The following is a 23038-nucleotide window of genomic DNA, read 5'->3' as shown; positions in this document are numbered from 1 at the left end:
GTGCGCCGTGCGCTGCCCCGTGTTGCCCACCGACACATTCAACGCGGCTCGCCCGGGAGTCCGTCGCGGGGCCGTCGTCAGGGCAGGACGCGCTGTCCGGAGGCATCGACGACCACCTCTCCGTCCTCCTTGATGAACGGCCTGAGGCCGTCGGACGGCAGCAGGTCGAGGACGGCTTCCGACGGCCGACAAAGCCGAACGCCGAGGACGGACACGACGATCGGGCGATTGAGCAGGACCGGGTGCGCTTCGATCGCATCCAGCAGCCGGTCGTCGTCCAGCCCGGGATCGCCCAGGCCGAGATCGGCGAACGCCGCCTCCTTCTCGCGCATCAGCATCCGGATCGGAACACCGGCGCGCGCCGCCAGATCGACGATCATGGCCCGGCTGGGCGGGGTCTTCAGATACTCGATCACATGGGGTTCGATCCCGACGTGACGGATCAGGGCCAGCGTATTGCGGGACGTGCCGCAGGCGGGGTTGTGATAGATGACGACGTCCATCAGGTCGCAGGTCCTCCGAGGGGTGGCAGGGCCTTGTCGAAGGCCTTGCGCGCCGCCTTGCGTGTTCGCTCCAGCCGCCGGACCAGAGCCTTGAAGTCCTTCTCGCCGGCCGCTGTCGCCAGCCGGGCGTGGAAGGTGGCGGATTCGGCCTCGACGTCGGCGCGGTCGTCGAAGGCGCAGGCCAGCAGCTGGGACAGACCCTGCTGCAGGGCCCAGGCCTCCTGCAGGGCCTTGTCGGAGGCGAGTTGCTGTAGCGTCGAGACGCCGAGCGCGCCGCCCTTTGCCGCAGCCTGCAACTGCCGGAACTGACCGACGAATTCGGCGTCGACCAGACCGCCGGGCACCAGTTTCAGGTCCCAGAACCCCGAGGCGCGGCGTTCGCGTGCCATCAGGTCGCGCATGGCGCGCACCTCTGCGGCGACATCGACGCCCGGACGCGGCCGGCGCAGGGCCTCCTCGATGGCCTGGGTCACCTGAGACCCGAAGGCCGGGTCGCTGGCCCAGGCGACGCGGGCGCGGGTCAGGGCCATGAACTCCCAGGTCGCGGCCTCCCCGGCATAGTAGGCGCTGAAGCCAGACAGCCTGACCGACACCGGTCCCTTGGAGCCGGACGGCCGCAGCCGCATGTCGACCTCGTACAGCCCGCCCTCGGCCGTGTGCGCCGACAGGGCGGAGATCAGCCTCTGGGTGAAGCGGACATAGAAGGTGTCTGCCGACCAGCCCCGGGTCGCGGACACCGCATCGGCGGGCGCATCGTATACGGTCATCAGATCCAGATCGGACCCCGCCGTCATCTCGCCAGACCCCGCCTTGCCCAGCGCGATGACCGCGACCGCGCCGGGGAAGGTCCCGCCCAGCCGTAGCGTCTCGGTCAGGGCCGCGGCCGACAGGGTGCGCAGGACAGCGTCGGCCAGGTTGGTGAAACCCTTCCCCGCCGCCTGTGGGCCGACCCGGCCGGTCAGGGTCTGCATGCCGATACGGAAGGCCTGTTCGCGGTGCAGGCGGCGCACGGCGTTCATGGCCCCCTCGAAGTCGCCCGCGGCCTTCGCCTCCTCGTCCATCTGGTCGAACAGGCCGGTGTTGACGCCCAGCTCGGTCTCGAACCGGACGTCCAGCATGGAATCCAGCGCGGCCGGATAGCGTCCCAGGGTCCGGGCCAGCCGGGGGGCGAAGGCCATGACACCGACGATGCGCTCGAACAGCTCGGGCTGGTTCAGGAACAGGGCCTGGATCTGCACGCCCGCCGACAGGCCGGAAAAGAAGACCGAGAACCGACGAAAGGCCGCGTCCGCCGCGCCCGTCCGCGCCAGCGCCGTCAGCAGGCGCGGGGCCAGCCGGGTGAACAGCTCTCGCCCCCGGACCGACCGCGTCGCCGGGATGCGGCCATGGTGCCAGGACCGGATGGTGTCGGCGACGTTCGAGGGGTCCGAAAACCCCATCCGCTGCAGTGTCGCCAGGGTCTCCGGGTCGTTGTCCACCCCGGTGAACACCAGGCTGCCGAACGGCGAGGACAGTTCCTCCTCCCCCTCGAACAGGGCCCCGTAGCGCCGGTTGACGCCCAGCAGCACCGCCTCCACCCCGGCGTCGAAGGTCGCCAGGTCGCCCGCCCCCGCCAGGGCCGCGACGGCCGCGCGGCGGACGGGATCGGCGGGCAGGACGTGGGTCTGTTCGTCGTCCAGCATCTGGATACGATGTTCCAGACCACGCAGTTCGATATAGGCGTCGGTCATCCCGGCGGCGACCTCGGCGGGCAGATGGCCCCTGTCGACCAGGGCCGCCAGCGCATCGACGGTGCGGGGTTTGCGCAGGCCGGCGTCCCGCCCGCCCAGGATCAGCTGCTGGGTCTGGGCATAGAATTCGATCTCGCGGATGCCGCCGCGCCCCAGCTTCAGGTTCGCACCCGCCGCCTCCAGCCCCTCGCCGGTCTTGTGGACATGGATCTGTCGCTTGATCGACTGGATGTCGAGCACGGCCTGATAGTCGAGGCTGCGTCGCCAGACGAAGGGGACCATCTCCTTCAGGAACGCCGTCGCGGCCTCGAAGTCCCCGCAGATGGCGCGCGCCTTGATGAAGGCGGCCCGCTCCCAGTTCTGGCCGACGCTCTCGTAGTAATCGAGCGCCATGGGCACGGCCACGACCGGCGGCGTGGACGACGGATCGGGCCGCAGACGCAGATCGACGCGGAAGACATAGCCGTCTGCGGTGCGCTCGCTCAGCAGGGCCGCGACCCCCTGGGCCACCCGGTTCATCAAGCCCTGCGCCTCCGTGCCCCCGGCCAGGACGGGGGCCAGCCGCTCGGGATCGAAGAACAGGCTGAGGTCGATGTCGGAGGAATAGTTCAGCTCGAACGCGCCGTGCTTGCCCATGGCAAGGCCGAACAGGCCGGGGATGGGCCCTCGGGTGTCGGCGGCGGGGGTCAGGAGCTTGCCGCGACGCCGCAGGTCCTCGGCCACGCCGGACAGGGCCGCGCGGCTGGCGACATCCGCGAACCGGCTGAGCGCGCCCGTCACCTGATCCAGATCCCAGACACCGCCCAGATCGGCGAGCGCCGTCAGCAGATGCAGCTCGGCCTTCAGGTGCCGCAGGGGGGCCCGCATGTCGTCGGCCCCGCCGGTCAGGGCGATGGTGCGGGCGATGACGTCGGCCAGCCGGTCGTCGACCGGATCGGTCAGTACGGCCTGCAGGATGTCGGGCCAGCGCCGGGCCAGACCGAACAGATAGGGCGAAGCCGCGAACACCGGAGCCAGGGCGGGCCAGGCAGCCTCCAGAGCCTCGCCCCAGCCACCCTCGGCCGCCAGCGGGGCCAGCCGCTCGCGCGCCCGCTCTGCCGCGCTCGCATCGACCACCGGACCGCACGGCGCGATCCGCCGGCCCAGCGGCAGATCGCTCACGCCACGCTCGCGGGCGGCAGGATCAGGGCGACGCGAAGGCCGGGTCCGAAGCCGCCGTATTCGCCCGGGCCCTCGTCCAGCTGGATGCGGCCCATGTGCGCCTCCATCACGGCGCCCACCAGCGACAGGCCCAGCCCCGACCCGGCTTCGGTGCGACTGTTGTCCAGCCGCACGAAGCGCTCGATCACCCGACCGCGATCCGCCTCGGGCACGCCCGGTCCGGTGTCGGTGACCGAATACTCGATCTCGCCCGAGGAGCGCCTGCGCGCGCGCAGCATCACCGCACCCCCGACCGGGGTATATTTGATGGCGTTGTCGATGACGTTGGCCAGGGCCTGGGCCAGGAAGGGCCGCCCACCCTCGATCATCAGTCCGGTCTCGATCTCGGCCGAGAACTCCAGCCCCTTGTCCTCGGCGGCGGGCTCGTACAGCTCGGCCATGTCGGCGGCCAGGTCAGCGGCGTCGAACACGGCGGCGTCGGGGATCCGCCCTGCCGCCGCCTGCAGCCGGGCGATGGCCAGGACGGTGTTGAAGGTCTTCAGCAGGGTGTCGGCCTCGTCCAGCGCGATGCCCAGGGCCTCGACGCCCGTCACCCGGCCGCTGTCGGCATCGATCAGGGCAACCTCCAGCTTGGCCCGCATCCGCGTCAGCGGCGAGCGCAGGTCATGGGCGATGGCATCGCCCGCATGCCGGATCGAGGCCATCGACCCCTCCAGCCGGTCCAGCATGTGGTTCAGGCCACGTCCCAGCTCGTCCAGCTCGTCGCCCGACGCCTTGACCGGCACACGGGCCTTGAGATCCCCCTCCTCCACAGCCGTGACGACACGGTTCAGCCGCGCCATCGACCGTTCGAGATTTCGGCTGATGAGGAGCCCGCCGCTGAGCCCCAGCAGCAGCACCATGCCCATCGCCGCCCACAGGGCCTGGGTCAGCCGGTTCAGATAGGCTTCGGTGTCGCCCAGGCTCTCGCCGACGATCAGGGTCTCTCCGCCCGACAGGCGCGAAGTGACCGCCCGCACCTTGGGCCGGATCACATTGCCCTCGGCATCGGTGTCGGTGAAGGGGAAGGTGATCCACGCGCCGTCCTGCGCCGTCGGCTCGAACGGGTTGACACTCAGGCTGCCCGTGATCGGCATCCCGGTTCGGTCGATCAGCTTGTAGACGAAGGCGCTCTTGCTGATCGAACGATCGATGACCGCCATGTTCAGCGCGTCGATCCCGCGCGTGTCATAGATGCCGCGCAGGGCCTGGAGCTCCCCGGCCACATCCGCCTCCGCCTTGGCCTGCGCCTCCGACGCCGAGGCGATATAGACATAGGCCAGGATCGCGCTCGCCGCCGCCGCGAACAGGGCCAGGAACAGCAGCGTCAGCCGGAAGGGCGTGCGACGAAAGAGGGAGGGGAGCTGCATCGCTTAGTGGCGAGTGGCGAGTGGCGAGTGGCGAGAGCGGAAACGAGCAGCAGCGCACCCTTGGCCCCAAGCGCAATCAGACCATATCGCTGGCCGCGACCAACTCGCCACTCGCCACTCGCCACTCGTCACTGGCTCAAGCCTCCAGACGGTACCCCGCGCCCCGGACCGTCTGCAGCATGGCGCGGTCGAAGCCCTTGTCGATCTTGGAGCGCAGGCGGCTGATGTGGACGTCGATGACATTGGTCTGGGGGTCGAAATGGTATTCCCAGACCTTCTCCAGCAGCATGGTACGGGTCACCGACTGGCCGGCGTGGCGCATCAGGAACTCCAGCAGCTGGAACTCGCGCGGTTGCAGGTCGATCTCGGTGGTGCCGCGATGCACGGTGCGGGCGATCAGGTTCATCTCCAGGTCGCCGACCTTCAGCACGGTCTGGACCCCGCCGGTCTCGCGGCGGCGCGACAGGGCCTCGACCCGGGCGATCAGCTCGGCGAAGGCATAGGGCTTGACCAGATAGTCGTCGCCCCCGGCCTTCAGCCCCACGACGCGGTCCTCGACCTCGCCCATGGCCGACAGGAACAGGACCGGGGTCTGGTCGCCGTCCTTCCTCAGGGTCTCGACCATGCCGATGCCGTCCAGCCGGGGCATCATCCGGTCGACCACATAGACGTCGTAGTCGCCCTTCTGCGCCTCGAGCAGGCCATAGGCCCCGTCGATGGCGTGGGACACCGTGTGGCCGCCCTCGGTCAGGCCCCGCACCATCGCCTGGGCCGCCTCGGCGTCGTCCTCGACAACCAGAATTTTCATGGCACCGCCCTCCAGACGCAGATTCGCCGCCGACGGTAGCCCATCGGCGGCGATCTTGGGAGTTACGGCTTGTTCAGGGTCGGGACGATCACTTGTCCTCGAGTTCCAGCACGAACGGCCGGTTACCCTGCGGAATGCGGAACAGCAGCAGCACGCTGTCGCGGTTGGCGGTGCGCGCGGCCGCGACGACCGCACGCAGTTCGGCGACGCCGGTCACCGGTCTGCCATTGGCCTGTATGATGACGGCACCGGCCGGCACCTGGGCTCTTCCCGCGCGGGAGGATTCCGACACCGCGGTCACGACCAGCCCGCGAACGCCCTCGTCGATCGAATAGCGGGACCGAAGGGCCGCAGTGATCGGCGCGACCGTCATCCCTTCGACGACTTCTCCTGCCTGAGGCTGCACGCGATCCGGGCGAACCGTCTGGTCCTCATCGGCTCCGTTCGCCTGGGCATTGACGTCGGCCGGGCGGGTTCCGGACCGGACATTGATCGTCTGGCGACGGCCTTCGCGGAAAATCTCAAGCCGCAGGACGTCGCCCGGCGAGGCCTGTCCCACACGACGGGTCAATTCGGTCGAACTCGTGATGGGTTGGCCGTTCAGGGCCACCACGACGTCGCTCTCGCGCAGCCCGGCCTCTGCCGCAGGGCCGCCGGGCGTGACCTCGGCGATGAAGGCACCTTCCTGATCGGCAGGAAGGCCCAACGGCTCGCGATAGTCTTCGGGCAGGTTCTGGATCTGGACCCCCAGATAGCCGCGCTGGATGGTCTGGCCGCTCATCAGCCGATCCGTCACCGACTTGGCGATGGAGGCGGGGATGGCGAAGCCGATGCCGACCGAGCCGCCCGTCGGCGAGAAGATGGCCGAGTTTACCCCGATCACCCGGCCGTAGATGTCGAACGTCGGACCGCCCGAGTTGCCCCGGTTGATGGCGGCGTCGATCTGCAGATAGTCGGTGTAGGGCGTCGACCCGTCGCCGATGTCCCGGGCGCGCGCCGAGACGATCCCCGCCGTGGCCGTGCCACCGAGGCCGAACGGGTTGCCGACGGCGATGACCCAGTCACCGACGCGCGGCTCGGCCGCCTCCTCGAAGCTGACGAATTTGAAGTCCGAGCCTTCGACCTTGACCACAGCGAGGTCGGTGTCCTGATCGCGCCCGACCAGGCGGCCCGCCAGCTCGCGGCCGTCGGACAGCTTGACCGTGATCTTGGTCGCATTGGCCACGACGTGGTTGTTGGTCACGATGAAACCGTCGGCCGAGATGAAGAAGCCGGACCCGGCGCCCTGGGCGGTCCGGGGCTCCTCTTCCTCGTCGGGCTGCTGCGTCTCGGGAGCCTGGAAGCCGAAGCCGGGCAGGCCGGGAATGGGGATCATGCCGCCACGCGGGCGTTCGACCGGCGTCTCGACGTCGATCTGGACCACGGCGGGGGCGACCTGTTCGAAGATGTCGGCAAAGCTGAGCGGCGCGCCCTGGGGCGGGGCGAAGGCGAGGCCCGCACCGGCCGAAGGGATCAGTCGTCCGGCGGCAGTAGGCCGCTCGGCCGCATTGGCGCCCGGCCAGTCGATCACGCCCCCGGCGGTCGCCGCGGCGGCGAAGGTCAGGCCAACGGCGGCCCCCAGGATGAATTCCTTGCGCTTCAGCATCGGTCTCTTGCGATCCTTCAATGGACCCCTTGCGGGCGTCCGTTTCGCCTTTGGATATAGGACGATGGCGGCATTCGCCAACCATCGCCGTTTCACGCTTCTACCCGTCTAGCGCCCGTCGTGAGGCGCGCTTGCGTCAGGATCAGGGCGAACCGTTTCGGTTTGGAGAAGATCGGCGAGCCGACGCTCTTCATCAGGCGAAAGCGGTGTGGATTCCACGGTCTGGCGGCGCGTGAAGGCGATCAGCGCCAGCCCCCCCAGCACGACCAGCATCAGCGGCCCGAACCACAGCAGCCAGGTCCCCTCGCGCACCGGCGGGGTGAACAGGATGTAGTCGCCATACAGCTTGACCAGGTCGTCGCGGACGGCCGCGTCGCTATCGCCCGAGGCGATCTCCTCGCGGATGCGTTGGCGCATGTCGCCGGCGATGCCCGCCGGGCTGTCGGCGATGGACTCATGCTGGCAGACGACGCAGCGCACGTCCTTGAACAGGGCCTGGGCGCGGGCTTCCTGGGCGGCATCGGGCAGGGGCCGGTCGGGCGCGGCGGCGGGTTCGGCGGCGAACACCGGGCTGGCGAGGAGGGTCAGGGCCGCAAGACCGACCAGCAAGGGTCTCATGCCGCCACCGCCTTCCTGCGCCCCCCGACGGCCAGCCTCAGCCGCCGGTCGAACAGGCTCAGCAGGCCCCCCAGCGCCATGATGAACGGCCCGAGGAAGATCAGCCGCGCCCACGGATTGTAGAAGACCCGCACCGTCCAGGCGTTCTGGCCCCGGGCCCCCGCGCGACGCTCGCCCATGACGACATAGACGTCGTCCAGACCCCGGAAATCCAGACCGACCTCGGTCGTCGTCTGGCCGCCCGCCGGGAAGAACCGACGCTCGGCGGTGATCGTGCGGGCCTGCGGGCCTGCGTCGACGGGGGCGACCGTCAGCGTGCCTCGCTCGGCCAGATAGTTGGGGCCCTCGACGACCTGGACCTTGTCCAGGGTGACCCGCCACGGCCCGGCGGTCACGGTCTGGCCGATGGAGACGGGGGCGGCGGCCTCGACCTTGAACCCGGTCTCGATCACGGCCCCCAGGACAAAGACGCCCAGACCGGCATGGGCCAGCGTCATGCCCCAGGCCCCCAGCGGCAGGCCCCGCGCGCGGCGCAGGGCCTCGGCCACCGGCACCCTGAACAGCCGCACCCGCTCGATCACCTCGGCGAGCGCCCCGAAGATCAGCCAGGCCCCGATGGCGAGACCCCCTGCGGTCAGGGCCTTCTTCGGCTCGAACGCCAGCCAGCCGACGAACCCGGCGCCGATGGCCAGGGCTCCGGCGACGGCCAGGCGCTGGATCGCGCCCTTGGCATCGCCCCGCTTCCAGGCCAGCAGAGGCCCGGCCGGCAGGATCAGGAAGGCGACCAGCATCAGGGGCGTAAAGGTCAGGGCGAAATAGGGCGGCCCGACCGAGATGGTCGCGCCGGTCGCCGCCTCCAGGATCAGCGGATAGAGCGTGCCCAGCAGCACGGTGACGGCCGCGACGGTCAGGAACAGGTTGTTCAGCACCAGGGCGCCCTCGCGACTGACCGGAGCGAACAGGCCGCCGCCCTTCAGCTGGGGTGCCCGCCAGGCGAACAGGGCAAAGGCGGACCCGGCCGTGAAGCCCAGAATGCCCAGCAGCATCATGCCGCGCTCGGGATCGACGGCGAAGGCGTGAACGCTCGTCAGGACGCCGGAGCGCACCAGGAAGGCGCCCAGCATCGAGAAGCTGAAGGCCAGCAGGGCCAGGAAGACGGTCCAGCCCGCCAGCGCCCCGCGCCGCTCGGTCACCACGGCGCTGTGGAGCAAGGCGGCCCCGGCCAGCCAGGGCATGAAGGAGGCGTTCTCGACCGGGTCCCAGAACCACCAGCCGCCCCAGCCCAGTTCGTAATAGGCCCAGAAGGCTCCGAGGGTGATGCCGCCGGTCAGGAAGACCCAGCTGGCCAGGGCCCACGGTCGCACCCAGCGGCCCCAGGCGGGCCAGAAGCCGGAGAAGGCCTTGCCCTCGATCAGGGCCGCCACCGCCAGCGAGAAGGTCACCGAAAACCCGACGTAGCCCATGTAGAGAAGCGGCGGATGGAAGGCGAGCGCCGGGTCCTGCAGCAGCGGGTTCAGCGACGCACCCTGGACCGGGGCCGGATCCAGCCGGGCAAAGGGGTTCGAGGTGAAGACGGCGAAGGACAGGAACAGCGTGCCGAGCGCACCCTGCACGCCGACGGCCGAGGCCTTCAGCCCGAACGGCAGGCCGCGCGCGCGCGTCAGAGCCGCGCCGAAGACCGTCATGACCAGGCACCAGAGGACCAGCGACCCCTCGTGGCTGCCCCAGGCGGCGGCGACCTTGTAGAGCATCGGCTTGTCGGTGTGGCTGTTGGAGGCCACATTGGCGACCGAGAAGTCGGAGGTGGCGAAGGCGAAGATCAGCGCGCCGAACGCCAGAGCCACGGCTCCGGCGGCAGCGAGCGCGGCCCCTTCGGCACCGCCCGTCAGCAGCGGGCTTCGACGCATCCGGCCAACGGCGGACAGCCCCATCTGCAGCGCCGACAGAGCCAGGGCCAGGACGAGGCAGAAGGACCCGAATTCAACGATCATGAGCGGGCGGGGGTCTCGGGCCGCCATTCGCCGTCGGCTTTCAGCCGGTCGGCGACCTCCCGCGGCATATAGCGCTCGTCGTGCTTGGCCAGGACCGTGTCGGCGTGGAAGGTGCGGTCGGGCTGGAAGGAGCCTTGCGCCACCACCCCCTGCCCCTCGCGGAACAGGTCGGGCAGGTCGCCGCGATAGACCACGCGGGTGGTCGCCTTGTTGTCGGTGACGGCGAAGCTGACGTCCGCGCCGTGCATCCGGACGCTGCCGGTCTCGACCAGGCCGCCCAGGCGGATGACGCGACCCGTCGGGGCCTTCTGCTCGGTCACCTCGGACGGCGAGAAGAAGAAGGTCACGCTGTCCTGCATGGCCCACAGGGACAGGCCGACGGCCAAAGTCAGCACGGGCGTGGCAGCCGCCACGACCCACAGACGACGCCGGGCCTTGGGCGATTTGGGAAGCCAGCTCATGGGTGCGCGAAACCGGTCAGATCAGAACAGGGTGCTGCGTATAGACCCGCATGCGGTCGGCTCCAACGGGTCATCCCGCCGCTGCCAGCTGGGCCAGCAGACCGGCACGGCGCGGGTCGGCCGGATCGAGCACGGCGATCAGCGGGCCCCACATTTCCCGGGCCCGCGCCGTGTCGCCGCGTGCCAGTGCGGCCTCCCCCAGAAAGAAGCGCGCGCCCAGCTGATCGGGATCGCGCCGGATGGCCTCGACGAAGGCGGCTTCGGCGTCCGTGCCGACCGTACCCTCATTGGCGCGGACCAGGCTTTCCCCCAGACGAGACCAGCTCTGGGCGTCGTCCGGCTGGATCTCCAGCGCCTTGCGGAAGGCCGAGGCTGCGCCGATCGGATCCTCGGCCTGGAAGCGCGCGGCCCCGAGCATGGTCAGGGCGGTGTGGTTGCCGGGATCACGCTTGACGGCGCGGGTCAGGACGGCTGCCATCCGGGGTGCGTCGAGCGTCTCGGGCGTCGCGGTCCATTCGTCGATGCGCCGCTCGTAGGTCTGGTCCGGCAGACCGGGGGCACCGAAAACGAAATACAGGCCCAGGGCGACGACGGCGGTCGCCGCCAGGGCTGACATGACGATGGTCCGGTCGCGAGATCCGACCCGCACGACGGGCTCCGGCCCCGAATCGGCCAGGAGCCGACGCGCCGCCTCGGCCCGCGCGCCGGCGTAGGCATCATCGTCCAGCAGGCCGCGCGCCCTCAGGCGGTCCAGCTCCTGCAGCTCTGCGGACGCGGTGTCGGACGGCGCGGGAACCACCGTCAGTCCCTGTCGGGCCAGCGTCAGCACCAGCCATCCCGCGAGCGCCGTGGCGAGCCCGGCCAGAGTCCAGAAAACGATCATGCCAGCGGCTTAGCGGATCACGCGGCGCGGGGCGAGGCCTCAGGTGTCGCGGTGGCCAGGGCAGCCTTGGCGGCGGCGGCGCGACGCCGCGCGGTCTTGGCCGGCTCGGTGGCGTCGATCAGCACCAGGAACTGCGCCAGGGTCTCGACCAGCTGCAGGGCCGCCGAAGCATTCGGTGCCTCGCCCGCATTGACGGCCTCCATCACCAGATCGGCGTAGGTGGAGAGCCGCTCGACCACCGTCGTTACCAGCTGGTGTCTCAGGGACTCGCAGCCGAAGACCTGGGCCGAACTGCGGATGGCTCCGACCAGGGTCAGCATGACCCGCGTCGTCTCGATGACATCCGGCCCGGCCATCTGGTCGAGGGCGGCGGCTTCGCGGGTCATGCGGCCGGTGGTATTGACCCGCCGGGTCGGCAGGACCTTGTCGAGAACCCTGTCGGTGGATGTCAGCATGTCCGACAGGGTGCCATTGATGCGGGCGCGGGCATCGCGCGCCGACTTGCCCCATGCACCTTCGGGAGCCAGCTTGAGGGTACGGTCCAGTTCCGCCAGGATTTCGCCACACCAGATGATGTCGTCCTCCACGCCGACACCCGCGCTCGGGTCGGTACGACCGGGCTTGAAGGCGGCGATGCGGGTCACCCGCGCCTCGACCGCGGCGATCAGCCGGTTGACGAAGACGGCCATCTCCGATGCTGACAGCATGCCTTCCTGGCTCGCGGTCCGTGACGAATTGATCACAAGGCGCAGGATCAGCGCTGCATCGGTCAGGTGGCCAAACAGGATTTCGAGCAGGCGCGGTCCACCGTCCCGCGCGATCTCGCCTGCGTCGCGGACCATCAGACGCAGCTCGGCCAGCTGAGCTTCGGTCGGACGGGCGATCAGGGCCGGAAGAGCTGCGATGCCGCTTCGGGCCAGAATGGCCAGGTCGAAACAGGCCGCCAGTTCCCTCAGACCTTCGGCCCGCGTGTCTTCGTCCCAGTCGGCTGCGGGCCAGATGATGTCGGGCTGGTCCCGGATCACGCCCGAGGCCGCGATACAGATGCGATTGGCCACCGCCAGGACCTTGGGATCGTCCTCACGGAACCGGACGTCGTTCAGCTGGTGCATCAGGTTGGGTTCGCGGGCGGTCGCGGCCTTCCACACGCGGGGCAGGACGCTGGACGGAAAGGTCAGGGCAGCAACGCCGTCAGGGCGCGGGGCAAACATCGGCAGCAGGGGTGCGAACACCACGGCGCGACGCTGGCGGTCTGCGGTCTCGTCGGCCAGCATCTGGCTGAGCGCGCGGGCGCGCTCCCCTGGCAACTGGCCAACGGTCATCGACAGCGTGTCCAGGACGCTGCCGGGCACGCGCTCCAGCATCTGGGCGAGCACAGCACGATGGGCGACCGACAGTGCGGCCATTCTGGTCTCCGAAGCACGGGTGTCGTCCCGCTCCCGAACCAAGGTAACGTCTGAAGTTTAAGATTCCGCAAGCGGGCGGGTCAGGCCTCGGCGGCCGGCAACTCCAGAACCGCCTTCAGACCGCCGAGATCGCTGGCCGCCAGGGTAAGCCGCCCGCCATAGGCCCGGGTCAGGTCCTCCACGATCGCCAGACCCAGGCCCGACCCCGGGGCTTCCTCGTCCAGACGGGCCCCGCGCTTCAGGACCTCGTCGCGCTGGTCGGCAGGCAGGCCGGGGCCGTCATCCTCGACCACGGCGATCATCTGGCCCAGCCCGCTGCTCCCGGCCGAGACCCGAACCCGCCGCGTCGACCATTTGCAGGCGTTCTCCATCAGATTGCCCAGCACCTCCTGCAGGTCCTGACGCTCGCCCAGAAAGGCCAGGTCGTCGGGCGCGCGCCAGTCGATCTCGACCCCTTTGGACTGGAAGACCCGTTCCAGCATCACGGCCAGTTCGTCGACGACCTCTCCCACGGGGGTGCGCTCGCCCAGACCCTGCGCCCGGGCGGCGGCGCGGGCGCGGCGCAGGTGATGATCGACCTGACCCTTCATGATCTCGGACTGGCGGCGCACGACCGCGGCCAAGGGGGTCGGATCGCTTTCCGCCTCGGCCAGCATGACCGACAGCGGCGTCTTCAGCGCATGGGCCAGATTGCCGACGTGGGTGCGCTGGCGCTCCACAACCTCCTGATTGTGGTCCAGCAGACGATTGACCTGTCCGGCCAGAGGCTGGATCTCGGTCGGATAATCGCGGGCGATCCGGGCCGCGCGGCCCTTGCGGACGTCGGCGATTTCGTTCCTCAGATCGAACAGGGGCCGCAGCCCGATCTGGACCTGCACGAAGACGGCGATCACCAGCCCGATCCCCAGGATCAGCAGCGCCGTCCAGGTGAAGGTCGCGAACTGGCGCGTGTCCGTCTCGATGTCGGAGCGGTCGATCCCGGCCATGAAGACCAGCGGCTGGTTCCGGCCCGGCAGAGTCTTCATGCTGGCAGCGATGCGCAGGGGCTGGCTGCCGTCCGGAAGGACGCCGGGGTCGTTGTAGCTTACCAGAGCCCCCAGCGACGACTGCAGCCGCTCCGGCAGTTCGTCATCGGCATACAGGCTCTCGCCCGCCAGTGAGGGCGACCGGACCAGAATGCGCATCCGGCCATCCGGTGTCAGCTCGGCGACCTGCCAGTATTTGCCCGACAGCCCCCGCAACGTGCGCCCGTCCTTGATCTCGGCCACGGCAACGCCATCAGGGGCGGCGACGCTGGCGATCACCACGTCGTCGATGGTATTGGACAGGACATTGCCCAGCCGCCGGAAGGCGCTCTCCTGATACTGGCCGGTCAGCACCCAGCCCGTAAGCATGAGCGCCAGAACGATCCAGCCCGAGGCCAGCCATATCAGTCGCCGTGTCAGACTGCGGCCCGGACGTCCGAACCACCGGCCCCAGGACGGTGCGGCTTCCGATCGGACCGGGGCCCCCGCCTCGTGGCTCACGCGGCCTCGGACTCGCCGGTCAGCGGGGTCAGGCGATAGCCGAGACCGCGCACGGTCTCGATCCGATCGGACCCGACCTTCTTGCGCAGGCGGCCGATGAAGACCTCGATGGTGTTGGAATCCCGGTCGAAGTCTTGATCGTACAGGTGCTCGACCAGCTCGGTCCGGCCTATGACCCGGCCCTGGTGCATCATCATATAGTGCAGCAGCCGGTATTCCAGCGACGTCAGCCGCAGCGGCTCACCGTTCACGGTCGCGCGTGCCGCCTTCGGATCCAGCCGCAGGCCGCCGCATGACAGGGTCGCCGAAGCGATGCCGGCCGAGCGTCGCAGCAGGGCGCGCAGCCGCGCCAGCAACTCCTCGGTGTGGAAGGGCTTGGTCAGATAGTCGTCGGCTCCGGCGTCGAAGCCCGACACCTTGTCCGACCAGGCCCCGCGCGCGGTCAGGATCAGCACCGGTGTCGTCTTGCCGTCCCGCCGCCAGCGTTCCAGCACCGATACGCCGTCGATCTTGGGCAGGCCCAGATCCAGCACCACGACGTCATAGGGTTCGGTGTCGCCGAGAAAATGGGCTTCCTCGCCGTCGGCGGCGTGATCGACGGCATAGCCGGCGTCGCCCAGCGCCATCTTCAGCTGACGCGACAGGTCAACGTCATCCTCGACAAGCAGAACACGCATGATCGTTCCCCCAGATCTCAGCCGCCGGCGTCGACGGAAATGTCCATGACCCGACCGTCGCGCTCGAAGCGGAAGACATGGCTGTTGCCGCGCATGCCCATATAGCCGACGAAGCGCGCGCCCCCTGCCCGGCCCTGGGCGATCGACTGGGCCTCGGCCACGCTCATCTGGCGGCGCTCGCGCATATCGCTGCGATCGTCGTTGCGATCGCGATCGCCGCGGAAGCCGCCACGGTCCTGGGCGACTGCGCTCAGGGGCGCTGAGGCGATCAGGGCGGCGAGAAGGATGGCGGAAACGCGGGACATGGGACGCTATCTGACGGATCGCCCGTGAACGGCGGCTGAACATCCAGCTTAGACAGGTTTAACCTCGCGCGAAACCGCTCAGCCGCCATCCGAAGGGTCGCGCCCCTTTTCGCGCTCGTCAGACCCGCAGTACGCTTTCCATCACCGTCACGGCCCGTCCCCGGATCAGCACCCGGTCGCCGGCGCGCTCGCATTCGAAGCGGGCACCCCGTCCCGGACAGGCCTGCAGGAACCGCAACCTCTGCCGCCCCAGCTTTTCCGCGAACAGGGCCGTCAGCCCGCCTCGCGCCGAGCCCGTCGCCGGGTCTTCGTCCAGCCCGCAGCCCGGCCCGAAGAAGCGGTCGATCACATCGACGTCGTCCTGATCCGACAGCGCACAGGCGATCACCTGCCCGCGCTCCATCGCTCCCTCGCCGAACGCCAGAAGGGCCTTGCTGTCGGGCCTCAGCGACCGGACCGTCGCCGCATCGGCCATGACGGCCATCAGGTAGCGGCTGGCCCAGACCTCGACCGGCTCGGCCCCCAGCGCCTCGGCCAGACCCGCAGGCACCTCGACCCGGGTGACGGGATCGACGGGAAAGTCCATTTCGTAACCCTCGCCGCTGCGCCCGACCGTCAGCGGTCCGGAGGCGGTGTCGAAGGTCAGGGCATCGGCCTGCGACCCAAGCTCCGCGAACAGGACATGGGCCGCCGCCAGGGTCGCATGGCCGCACAAGGGGACCTCCGTCGCCGGGGTGAACCAGCGCAGATCGAACCGCACCGGGTCCGGGGTCCGGCGCAGGAAGGCGGTCTCGGAATGGTTGTTCTCGGCCGCCAGGGCCTGCATCCAGCCGTCGTCGGGCCAGGCGTCGAACGGCTCGACCACGGCGGCGGGATTGCCCATGAAGGGCCGGTCGGCGAAGGCATCGATGGTCCACTGGCGCATCGTCGGGCGAATAGTTTAGTTGGCGGCCTGATGCCACATCGCACACCCACCCTGACCATCGCCCCGACCGAGGACCAGCTCCGCATCGCCTGGCGCTGGATCGCCGAGGACAGCTACTGGGGCGCTCACATCCCGTGGGACACCTTTCGCCGCGCTTGCGACGGATCGCTGTGTTTCGTCATGGTGCAGAATGACACGCCGGTCGCCTTCGCCCGGGTGGTCACCGACGGCGCGACCTTCGCCTGGCTGTGCGATGTCTTCGTGGACCCGGCCGCGCGCGGACAGGGTCGCGGCAAGGCCCTGATGCAGGCGATCATGGACGACCCGCGCCTGCAGGGCCTCCGCCGCTGGGGCCTCGCCACCGCCGACGCCCACGGCCTGTACCAGCACTATGGATTCGAACCCGCCGATCCGCTGCGGCACATGGAAAGGGTCGATCGCGACATCTATCCGCGACTGGCCGCGACGATCTGAAGCTCCGGCCAGCGCGTCGTCAGCTTCTCGACCACCCGGTCCCAGTCCTTCGCCACCCCCCGGGTCGGATTGGGCCGCAGGGTCAGGCCGAACATATCCTCCAGCCCCAGGGGGGCCGCGACGCTGATCGTATCGTCGGTCTCCAGCCGGATGCCGACCGCGAAGGCCGGGGCCACGAACCGCTCCAGCGCCTCGTCCGTGCTGGCAATGGGGTCATAGGGCTCGCCGAAATGAGCGGGGAACCAGATTGGCACCCGGGCCTGGTTGCGGACCTCGACCGTGCTGGCGAACGGTTCGTCGAAAGCAGCGGCGACCCGCCTGATGACGACATCCTCGGCGTCCCATGAAGTGTCGGCGTCATAGTAGCCGACATCGAAATCCTTGCGTCCATAGCCCGCCGGTCGCCCGGTCAGGGCGTTCCAGACCGACTGATAGACCGCCCCCGAAAAGATGCGCCAGTCCGGCAGGGACTGGGCCCGCACCACGGTCAGCACATGCATCAGGTCATGATCGGCACGGACGATCTCGATCAGACCGGCTTCCAGGTCGCTCACCGCCCGACCCTCAGCGGCCAGCCATGGTCCAGCGGGCCGTGTCCGCCGCCCAGCCCGGGTGCGCGCCGGATGGCCTCGGCGACATAGGCCCAGCCCTCCGCCACCGCGACCTCCAGCGGCCGCCCCAGCGCCAGCCCCGCCGCGATCGCACTGGCCAGGGTGCAACCCGTCCCGTGGGTCGAGGTCGTGTCGACGCGCTCGCCTTCCAGCAGGGTCTCGCCAGCGGGCGTCAGCAGCAGGTCGACGACGTTCGGCCCGGGAACATGGCCGCCCTTCATCAGCACGGCGCGCGCGCCCAGCGTCAGCAGCGCCTCGCCCGCCCGGCGCTGGCCGTCCAGATCGATGACTGATATCCCGGTCAGGGCCTCGGCCTCCGGGGCGTTGGGCGTCAGCAGCCCGGCGCGCGGGATCATCAGCGCCCTCACGGCCTGCACCGCATCCTCGTCCAGCAGCGCCGCCCCGCCCTTGGCCACCATCACCGGATCGACCACGGCGATGGCGTCGGACGTGTCCAGAATGGCCGCGACCCGCTCCACCACCGCGACCGACCCCAGCATGCCGGTCTTGATCGCATCGGCCCCGATGTCGTCCAGCACGGCCCGCGCCTGGGCCTCGATCAGGTCGAGCGGCAGGGGATGGACGCCGTGGACACCCAGGGTGTTCTGTACCGTGATCGCGGTGATCGCGGTCGCCGCATAGCCGCCCATGGCCGTCACGGCCTTGATGTCGGCCTGGACCCCTGCCCCGCCACCGGAGTCGGACCCGGCGATGATCAGGACCCGGCCCTTCACGAGGCCGCCCCCTCGATCGCCGCCTGCACGGCCAGGGCCTGGACCGTCTCGCGCACGTCGTGGACCCGCACGATGGAGGCCCCCCGCGCCGCCGCGTCCAGGGCGATGGCCAGCGAACCGCCCAGCCGGTCCCCCGCCTCGACCGCCGACGGATCGACGTTGCGGATCATGCGCTTTCGACTGGCTCCCATCAGCACCGGATAGCCGGTCCGGGTCAGGTGTCCCAGCCCGGCGATCAGCGCCAGATTGTGCTCGATCGTCTTGCCGAAGCCGACGCCGGGATCCAGGGTGATCCGCGTCCGCGCGACACCCGCCGCCTCGGCCACCCGCGCCCGCGCGACCAGATAGTCCGTCACCTCGGCCAGCACGTCGTCATAGCGCGGTTCCACCTGCATCGAGCGTGGCTCGCCCAGCATGTGCATCAGCACGACGTCGCACCCCAGATCGGCCGCGACCGCCGGGCTGTCGGGCGAAAAGGTCAGGGCCGTCACATCGTTCCAGATCGTGGCCCCTGCCGCCATGGCCGCGCGCGCGACCTCGGGCTTCATGGTGTCGATGCTGATGGGTCCATGCCAGCGGGCGTGAACCGCCTGGATCACCGGGATCGTCCGCGCGATCTCCTCGTCGGCCGGGACGGGCTCTGCCCCCGGCCGCGTACTCTCGCCGCCAATGTCCAGGATATCGGCCCCGTCGCCGATCAGTCGCATCGCCTGGGCCAGCCCGCCCTCGGCAGAGGCATGCAGGCCACCGTCGGAGAAACTGTCCGGCGTGACGTTGAGGATACCCATGACACGGGGACGGCTCACGCGGGTCCCGCCTGCGGACAGAGGGTCCCGGGATCACGCGGGGTAAAGCGCTGAAGAACGCGCCAATCGACGACCACCGGTGCCATCAGTCCTTCTTTCCGATCAGTCCGCCCAGGGCTTCCAGATAGGCGGCGAAGGCCTTTCGGCCAGAGGGGGTCAGGGTCACACGCGTCAGCGGCTTGTTGTCCCTGAAGCTCTTGTCGATCGCCACATGGCCCGCCTCCTCCAGCTTCTTCAGATGGACGGAGAGGTTGCCCTGCGTGGCCTCCAGCACCGTCTTCAGCTCGGTGAAATCGGCGGTTTCGACGTCGGCCAGATAGACCATGATCCCCAGCCGCATGCGACCGTGGATGACCTCGTCGATCCGGCCCAGATCGCCCAGCGCCATGGAGTCAGGCCTCGGCCCGGAGGGCGTCACGCAGGATGATGGCGCCGGGCAGGGCAAACAGCAGGAACAGGGCGGCCGTCGCGACCCAGAGATAGGCGATCGGCTCCCGCACCAGCAGGCCCAGGGCCACGGCGGTCGTCCAGTGCCCGGCGGCCACCAGCCCCATCCACGCCTTGCGCTTCAGGGTCCAGGCAACGAACCAGGCCATGGCCTGGAAGGCGAAGACGATGGCGGGATAATAGAGCCAGACCGCGAAATCGCCGTCGCGTGCCGAACCGGCGCCGAAGATGATGATGACCGCCAGATTGCCCAGACCCGTAGCGGTGAAGGCGCTGTTCATGGCGCGGCCGGCCGTCGGTCCCTTGGTCGCGGCAACGCCCGATCGACGGTCTGCGACGACCACCCAGGCGATGGCCACGCACATCGCCCCCGTGATGGCGATGACGAAGGTCAGGGTCGCCCAGTCGGGCCAGCGGACGAGGCCGGCGATCTGGCCCAGATGGAACAGACACTGGACCCCGTAGAGCAGCCCGCCGACGAGAAAGAGCACGCCCATGGGAATCTGCTTGCGCCCACCCCCACCCTCCACGATCGCGCGCAGGAAGGCGAGGTCGGCCTCGGCGGACGGCTTGCTGGAGCTTTCGGACATGGCGATTCTCTCGTTGGACCGGTCCGTCCGGGGTGGACGAGCCGAGGGGGATTGGCAAGCTATTCGGCAGGAACGGCGGCGACAGGCGCGGGTTTGCGCCACGGGACGCGCCGGCCGTTCAGCCAGCGTCCCATGAAGCTGTGGCGGATCAGCAATTCGTAGGTGATCAGACAGACGGCCAGGACGCCCAGCGACACCCCGCCCAGCTTCAGCCACCAGGGCCCGGCCCAGTCCTGCACCCAGACCTGGGCCAGCATGACGAGCGGCAGGTGCAGGATGTAGACCCAGTAGGAGGCATCGGCGAGATAGCGCCGGATCGCGCTGTAGCCCGACAGGAAGCGCAGGCACAGCCCCATCGCTGCGAAGGCGGAGCTGTAGACGGCCAGGGCCGTCACCGCCGCCGCGATCGCCTTTTCGTCGGTCGGTTCGACCATGGGCGTGATCTTCGGCCCGCCGGCCAGATGCCAGGCGGCGACACCCGAGACCACGGCCACGACCAGGTACAGCGGCGACCAGGCGGCGATCCGGGTCAACAGGTCGCGACGCCGGTCGATCAGGAAGCCCAGGCCGAACGCCAGACCGAACCCGACCAGGGCCGAAGTGTGCGGCACCAGTCCCGCGTCCGGCGTCGGCACGGCGAAGAAGGCGATCCATTTCGGATCCAGATAGAGGGCCAGGGCCAGAGGCGCGGCCAGAACGGTCGGCGTCCACGGCCCGATCAGGGTACCGGTCATCCTGTCCACGATCCGACCCCAGCCGCCATCCCTGTCCAGCAGGGCGAAGGGCGCGCGCAGCACCAGGACCGCCGCATAGAAGAGGGTCAGCACATAGAGGAACCACAGGTGTGTCAGCGGGAAATTGGTCCAGTCATAGGTCGGCGGCGGGGGCGACGGCGCGCCGGGCACCACCAGGCCGTTCACATAGGACGTCCAGATCAGGGCCCCGACGATGCCGACCATCACCGGAAACCAGAAGGCTGCCAGTGGCCCCGTGATCCGCAGGGCCCGGTCCCTGGCAAAGCCCGACCATCCCCGGCGCGCCAGCATCATATGGGCGAACAGGCCCGCGATCAGGAAGAAGGCCGTCATGCGGAACAGGTGGATGGCGAAGAACAGCCAGGCCGCGCCGATGGACCGGCTATCGTCGGCGACGATCCAGATCTGTTGCGGAAAGAAGGCAAGGCTCGCGTGCAGGACGACGCCCAGCAGCAGGGCCCCGCCCCTCAGCGCATCCAGCCCATGCAGACGGTCCGGTTGATGGATATCGGTGGTCATCGTGCCTCTCCCTCGTTCGAAGAGCCATATCTCACAGACCTGTTTGAAATGCAAACTTGTTCGTCAGAAAGAACCCCGCCTCTATTGCGCGAAGGCGGGGCTCTGACGTCTAGTGGACGGTGGGGTGCTGGTCCGAGGCGACGACCGTGACGCCTTCCGACACCGGCGTCACCGGCACCGACACCGAAGGTCCGGCGTTGGGGAAGTTGTTCTCGTCGCGGTTCGGGGCCGCGCCCTTCTCCAGCAGGTCCTTGATCTCCTCGCCCGACAGGGTCTCATACTCCAGCAGCGCCTGGGCCAGGGTTTCGAGGTCGGCGGCCTTGCGGGTCAGGATCTCGCGCGCCTCGTCCCAGCCGGAGGTGACCAATCGCTTGACCTCGGCGTCGATGGTGCGGGCGGTCTCCTCGCTGATGTTCTGGCTGCGGGCGACCGAGTGACCCAGGAAGACTTCCTGTTCGTTCTCGCCATAGGCCACCGTGCCCAGCACGTCGGAGAAGCCCCACTGGGTCACCATCCGCCTGGCCAGCTTGGTCGCCTGCTGGATGTCGGACGACGCGCCGGAGGTGATGTTCTCCTTGCCGAAGATGAGTTCCTCGGCCACGCGGCCACCGGCCATGATGGCGATGCGATCGACCATCTGCTGGTATTTCATCGAATAGCGGTCGCCTTCCGGCAGTTGCATCACCATGCCCAGCGCCTGACCACGCGGGACGATCGTCGCCTTGTGCACCGGGTCCGCCATCTTGACGTTCATGGCGACGATGGCGTGGCCACCCTCGTGATAGGCGGTCAGGCGGCGCTCCTCCTCGTTCATGGCCATGGACTTGCGCTCGGCGCCCATCATGACCTTGTCCTTGGCGTCCTCGAAGTCGCGATGGGTGACCATGCGACGGTCCTTGCGCGCCGCCATCAGGGCGGCCTCATTGACCAGATTGGCCAGGTCGGCACCCGAGAAGCCGGGCGTGCCCCGTGCGATGGTCTTGACGTTGACGTCGGCGGCCAGGGGCACGTCCTTCATGTGCACGCGAAGAATGCGCTCGCGGCCGGAAACGTCCGGGTTCGGCACGACGACCTGGCGGTCGAAGCGGCCGGGACGCAGCAGGGCCGGGTCCAGAACGTCGGGACGGTTGGTGGCGGCGATCAGGATGATGCCTTCGTTGGCCTCGAACCCGTCCATCTCGACCAGCAGCTGGTTGAGCGTCTGCTCGCGCTCGTCATTGCCGCCGCCGAGGCCCGCGCCGCGGTGCCGTCCGACGGCGTCGATTTCGTCGATGAAGATGATGCAGGGCGCGTTCTTCTTGGCCTGTTCGAACATGTCGCGCACGCGGCTGGCGCCGACGCCCACGAACATCTCGACGAAGTCAGAGCCGGAGATGGAGAAGAAGGGCACGCCCGCCTCACCCGCCACGGCACGGGCCAGCAGCGTCTTGCCGGTGCCGGGAGGGCCCACCAGCAGGGCACCCTTGGGGATCTTTCCGCCCAGGCGCTGGAACTTGGCCGGATCCTTCAGGAAGTCGACGACCTCCTGAAGTTCTTCCTTGGCCTCGTCCACGCCGGCGACGTCGTCGAAGGTCTTCCTGCCCTTGTGCTCGGTCAGAAGCTTCGCCTTGGACTTGCCGAAGCCCATGGCTCCGCGCGCGCCGCCCTGCATCTGGCGCATGAAAAAGATCCAGACGCCGATCAGCAGAAGGATCGGCAGAAGGCCCAGCAGGGCACTCATCCAGACCGACTGGCGGATGGTCTTGGCCCCGACGTCGACACCGGCGGCGTCCAGACGGGCAGCCAGCTGGTTGTCCGAAATCGGCACCACGGCGGTGAAGCGGTTGTCATTCTTGTAGACGCCGGTGACCTGGTCGCCCGAGATCATGACCGACTTGACCTCACCGGCCGCCACCTGGTCGTTCAGCTGCGAATAGCTGATCGCCACGGGCCGCGCCGCAGAGGCGGCACTCCCGCCCGGTATGCCCATGGCGCTGCCCTGGCTGATCGCCGCATAGACGGCCAGAAGACCCAGCAGGATCGCGCCCCAGATGGCCATGTTGCGCAGGTTCATC

Annotated in this window: 22 protein-coding genes; 1 reads left to right on the top strand and 21 read right to left on the bottom strand. The window is 69.2% G+C overall.

Going from position 1 to position 23038, the window contains the following annotated elements:
• Window positions 1–77: 77 nt before the first annotated feature.
• The 14 genes from arsC to O3139_RS04370 form a co-directional block, all read right to left on the bottom strand.
• Window positions 78–503: an arsenate reductase (glutaredoxin) gene (gene arsC, locus O3139_RS04435; RefSeq protein WP_269515757.1), complete on the bottom strand. Its 426-nt coding sequence runs from the start codon at window positions 501–503 to the stop codon at window positions 78–80.
• Window positions 503–3394 (bottom strand): bifunctional [glutamine synthetase] adenylyltransferase/[glutamine synthetase]-adenylyl-L-tyrosine phosphorylase, encoded by a 2892-nt coding sequence (locus O3139_RS04430; protein WP_269515756.1) that lies wholly within the window; start codon window positions 3392–3394, stop codon window positions 503–505. The genes arsC and O3139_RS04430 overlap by 1 nt, the downstream gene beginning before the upstream one ends.
• A complete protein-coding gene (locus tag O3139_RS04425; protein WP_269515754.1) occupies window positions 3391–4803 on the bottom strand; it encodes a sensor histidine kinase in 1413 nt (470 codons plus the stop codon). Before O3139_RS04425 ends, O3139_RS04430 begins: the two co-directional genes overlap by 4 nt.
• A 136-nt stretch (window positions 4804–4939) precedes the next feature.
• Complete coding sequence (locus O3139_RS04420; RefSeq protein ID WP_269515753.1) at window positions 4940–5611, bottom strand: response regulator transcription factor; 672 nt, start codon at window positions 5609–5611, stop codon at window positions 4940–4942.
• 88 nt (window positions 5612–5699) lie between these two features.
• Window positions 5700–7256, bottom strand: a complete 1557-nt coding sequence (locus O3139_RS04415) for a Do family serine endopeptidase (protein WP_269515752.1) — start codon at window positions 7254–7256, stop codon at window positions 5700–5702.
• Window positions 7257–7364: 108 nt separating this feature from the next.
• Window positions 7365–7874: a cytochrome c-type biogenesis protein gene (locus O3139_RS04410; RefSeq protein ID WP_269515751.1), complete on the bottom strand. Its 510-nt coding sequence runs from the start codon at window positions 7872–7874 to the stop codon at window positions 7365–7367.
• On the bottom strand, window positions 7871–9865 hold the full coding sequence (locus O3139_RS04405) for a heme lyase CcmF/NrfE family subunit (RefSeq protein WP_269515750.1): 1995 nt from the start codon (window positions 9863–9865) through the stop codon (window positions 7871–7873). Before O3139_RS04405 ends, O3139_RS04410 begins: the two co-directional genes overlap by 4 nt.
• Entirely contained in the window at window positions 9862–10326 is a 465-nt protein-coding gene (ccmE, locus tag O3139_RS04400; RefSeq protein ID WP_269515749.1) for a cytochrome c maturation protein CcmE, read from the bottom strand. The genes O3139_RS04405 and ccmE overlap by 4 nt, the downstream gene beginning before the upstream one ends.
• Window positions 10327–10396: 70 nt before the next feature.
• Window positions 10397–11209 (bottom strand): c-type cytochrome biogenesis protein CcmI, encoded by an 813-nt coding sequence (ccmI, locus tag O3139_RS04395; protein WP_269515747.1) that lies wholly within the window; start codon window positions 11207–11209, stop codon window positions 10397–10399.
• A 17-nt stretch (window positions 11210–11226) separates the two neighbouring features.
• The gene (locus O3139_RS04390) at window positions 11227–12615 is read right to left on the bottom strand and encodes a hypothetical protein (RefSeq protein WP_269515746.1); all 1389 of its coding nucleotides are present in this window, start codon (window positions 12613–12615) and stop codon (window positions 11227–11229) included.
• A gap of 80 nt (window positions 12616–12695) precedes the next feature.
• Window positions 12696–14141 carry a sensor histidine kinase gene (locus tag O3139_RS04385; RefSeq protein ID WP_269515745.1) on the bottom strand — a complete coding sequence of 482 codons (1446 nt, stop codon included), beginning with the start codon at window positions 14139–14141 and terminating at the stop codon, window positions 12696–12698.
• The gene (locus O3139_RS04380; protein WP_269515744.1) at window positions 14138–14818 is read right to left on the bottom strand and encodes a response regulator transcription factor; all 681 of its coding nucleotides are present in this window, start codon (window positions 14816–14818) and stop codon (window positions 14138–14140) included. Before O3139_RS04380 ends, O3139_RS04385 begins: the two co-directional genes overlap by 4 nt.
• Before the next feature lie 17 nt (window positions 14819–14835).
• Window positions 14836–15123, bottom strand: a complete 288-nt coding sequence (locus O3139_RS04375; RefSeq protein WP_269515743.1) for a hypothetical protein — start codon at window positions 15121–15123, stop codon at window positions 14836–14838.
• Between the two features lie 118 nt (window positions 15124–15241).
• Window positions 15242–16048, bottom strand: a complete 807-nt coding sequence (locus O3139_RS04370) for a PhzF family phenazine biosynthesis protein (protein ID WP_269515742.1) — start codon at window positions 16046–16048, stop codon at window positions 15242–15244.
• A 30-nt stretch (window positions 16049–16078) separates the two neighbouring features.
• Here O3139_RS04370 and O3139_RS04365 point away from each other — a divergent pair, with 30 nt between their 5' ends.
• Window positions 16079–16522: a GNAT family N-acetyltransferase gene (locus O3139_RS04365; RefSeq protein ID WP_269515741.1), complete on the top strand. Its 444-nt coding sequence runs from the start codon at window positions 16079–16081 to the stop codon at window positions 16520–16522.
• Here the strand turns inward: O3139_RS04365 and O3139_RS04360 are convergent.
• The 7 genes from O3139_RS04360 to ftsH form a co-directional block, all read right to left on the bottom strand.
• Window positions 16495–17076 carry a nucleotidyltransferase family protein gene (locus O3139_RS04360; RefSeq protein WP_269515740.1) on the bottom strand — a complete coding sequence of 194 codons (582 nt, stop codon included), beginning with the start codon at window positions 17074–17076 and terminating at the stop codon, window positions 16495–16497. The two genes, O3139_RS04365 and O3139_RS04360, sit on opposite strands and share 28 nt — an antisense overlap.
• A complete protein-coding gene (gene thiD, locus O3139_RS04355; protein WP_269515739.1) occupies window positions 17073–17867 on the bottom strand; it encodes a bifunctional hydroxymethylpyrimidine kinase/phosphomethylpyrimidine kinase in 795 nt (264 codons plus the stop codon). The genes O3139_RS04360 and thiD overlap by 4 nt, the downstream gene beginning before the upstream one ends.
• A complete protein-coding gene (gene folP / locus O3139_RS04350; RefSeq protein WP_269516407.1) occupies window positions 17864–18655 on the bottom strand; it encodes a dihydropteroate synthase in 792 nt (263 codons plus the stop codon). Before folP ends, thiD begins: the two co-directional genes overlap by 4 nt.
• Window positions 18656–18758: 103 nt before the next feature.
• Window positions 18759–19061 (bottom strand): winged helix-turn-helix domain-containing protein, encoded by a 303-nt coding sequence (locus O3139_RS04345; RefSeq protein ID WP_269515738.1) that lies wholly within the window; start codon window positions 19059–19061, stop codon window positions 18759–18761.
• Between the two features lie 4 nt (window positions 19062–19065).
• On the bottom strand, window positions 19066–19710 hold the full coding sequence (locus O3139_RS04340; RefSeq protein ID WP_269515737.1) for a hypothetical protein: 645 nt from the start codon (window positions 19708–19710) through the stop codon (window positions 19066–19068).
• A 59-nt stretch (window positions 19711–19769) separates the two neighbouring features.
• A complete protein-coding gene (locus tag O3139_RS04335; RefSeq protein WP_269515736.1) occupies window positions 19770–20984 on the bottom strand; it encodes an acyltransferase family protein in 1215 nt (404 codons plus the stop codon).
• 109 nt (window positions 20985–21093) lie between these two features.
• Window positions 21094–23037 carry an ATP-dependent zinc metalloprotease FtsH gene (gene ftsH / locus O3139_RS04330; RefSeq protein WP_269515735.1) on the bottom strand — a complete coding sequence of 648 codons (1944 nt, stop codon included), beginning with the start codon at window positions 23035–23037 and terminating at the stop codon, window positions 21094–21096.
• Window position 23038: the final 1 nt, after the last annotated feature.

Origin of the sequence: Brevundimonas subvibrioides (assembly GCF_027271155.1) — a bacterium.
In the GTDB taxonomy this organism is placed as follows: Bacteria; Pseudomonadota; Alphaproteobacteria; order Caulobacterales; family Caulobacteraceae; genus Brevundimonas; species Brevundimonas subvibrioides_D.
The sequence above is the reverse complement of the archived record's forward strand: the minus strand, read 5'-3'. Positions and strand labels throughout refer to the sequence as shown.

Bases quoted from the DNA above. Each gene is read 5' to 3' on its own strand.
- arsC (WP_269515757.1), bottom strand. From the start codon at position 503: ATGGACGTCGTCATCTATCACAACCCCGCCTGCGGCACGTCCCGCAAT.
- O3139_RS04425 (WP_269515754.1), bottom strand. From the start codon at position 4,803: ATGCAGCTCCCCTCCCTCTTTCGTCGCACGCCCTTCCGGCTGACGCTG.
- O3139_RS04420 (WP_269515753.1), bottom strand. From the start codon at position 5,611: ATGAAAATTCTGGTTGTCGAGGACGACGCCGAGGCGGCCCAGGCGATG.
- O3139_RS04415 (WP_269515752.1), bottom strand. From the start codon at position 7,256: ATGCTGAAGCGCAAGGAATTCATCCTGGGGGCCGCCGTTGGCCTGACC.
- O3139_RS04410 (WP_269515751.1), bottom strand. From the start codon at position 7,874: ATGAGACCCTTGCTGGTCGGTCTTGCGGCCCTGACCCTCCTCGCCAGC.
- O3139_RS04405 (WP_269515750.1), bottom strand. From the start codon at position 9,865: ATGATCGTTGAATTCGGGTCCTTCTGCCTCGTCCTGGCCCTGGCTCTG.
- ccmE (WP_269515749.1), bottom strand. From the start codon at position 10,326: ATGAGCTGGCTTCCCAAATCGCCCAAGGCCCGGCGTCGTCTGTGGGTC.
- ccmI (WP_269515747.1), bottom strand. From the start codon at position 11,209: ATGATCGTTTTCTGGACTCTGGCCGGGCTCGCCACGGCGCTCGCGGGA.
- O3139_RS04390 (WP_269515746.1), bottom strand. From the start codon at position 12,615: ATGGCCGCACTGTCGGTCGCCCATCGTGCTGTGCTCGCCCAGATGCTG.
- O3139_RS04380 (WP_269515744.1), bottom strand. From the start codon at position 14,818: ATGCGTGTTCTGCTTGTCGAGGATGACGTTGACCTGTCGCGTCAGCTG.
- O3139_RS04375 (WP_269515743.1), bottom strand. From the start codon at position 15,123: ATGTCCCGCGTTTCCGCCATCCTTCTCGCCGCCCTGATCGCCTCAGCG.
- O3139_RS04370 (WP_269515742.1), bottom strand. From the start codon at position 16,048: ATGCGCCAGTGGACCATCGATGCCTTCGCCGACCGGCCCTTCATGGGC.
- O3139_RS04365 (WP_269515741.1), top strand. From the start codon at position 16,079: ATGCCACATCGCACACCCACCCTGACCATCGCCCCGACCGAGGACCAG.
- folP (WP_269516407.1), bottom strand. From the start codon at position 18,655: ATGGGTATCCTCAACGTCACGCCGGACAGTTTCTCCGACGGTGGCCTG.
- O3139_RS04345 (WP_269515738.1), bottom strand. From the start codon at position 19,061: ATGGCGCTGGGCGATCTGGGCCGGATCGACGAGGTCATCCACGGTCGC.
- O3139_RS04340 (WP_269515737.1), bottom strand. From the start codon at position 19,710: ATGTCCGAAAGCTCCAGCAAGCCGTCCGCCGAGGCCGACCTCGCCTTC.
- O3139_RS04335 (WP_269515736.1), bottom strand. From the start codon at position 20,984: ATGACCACCGATATCCATCAACCGGACCGTCTGCATGGGCTGGATGCG.
- ftsH (WP_269515735.1), bottom strand. From the start codon at position 23,037: ATGAACCTGCGCAACATGGCCATCTGGGGCGCGATCCTGCTGGGTCTT.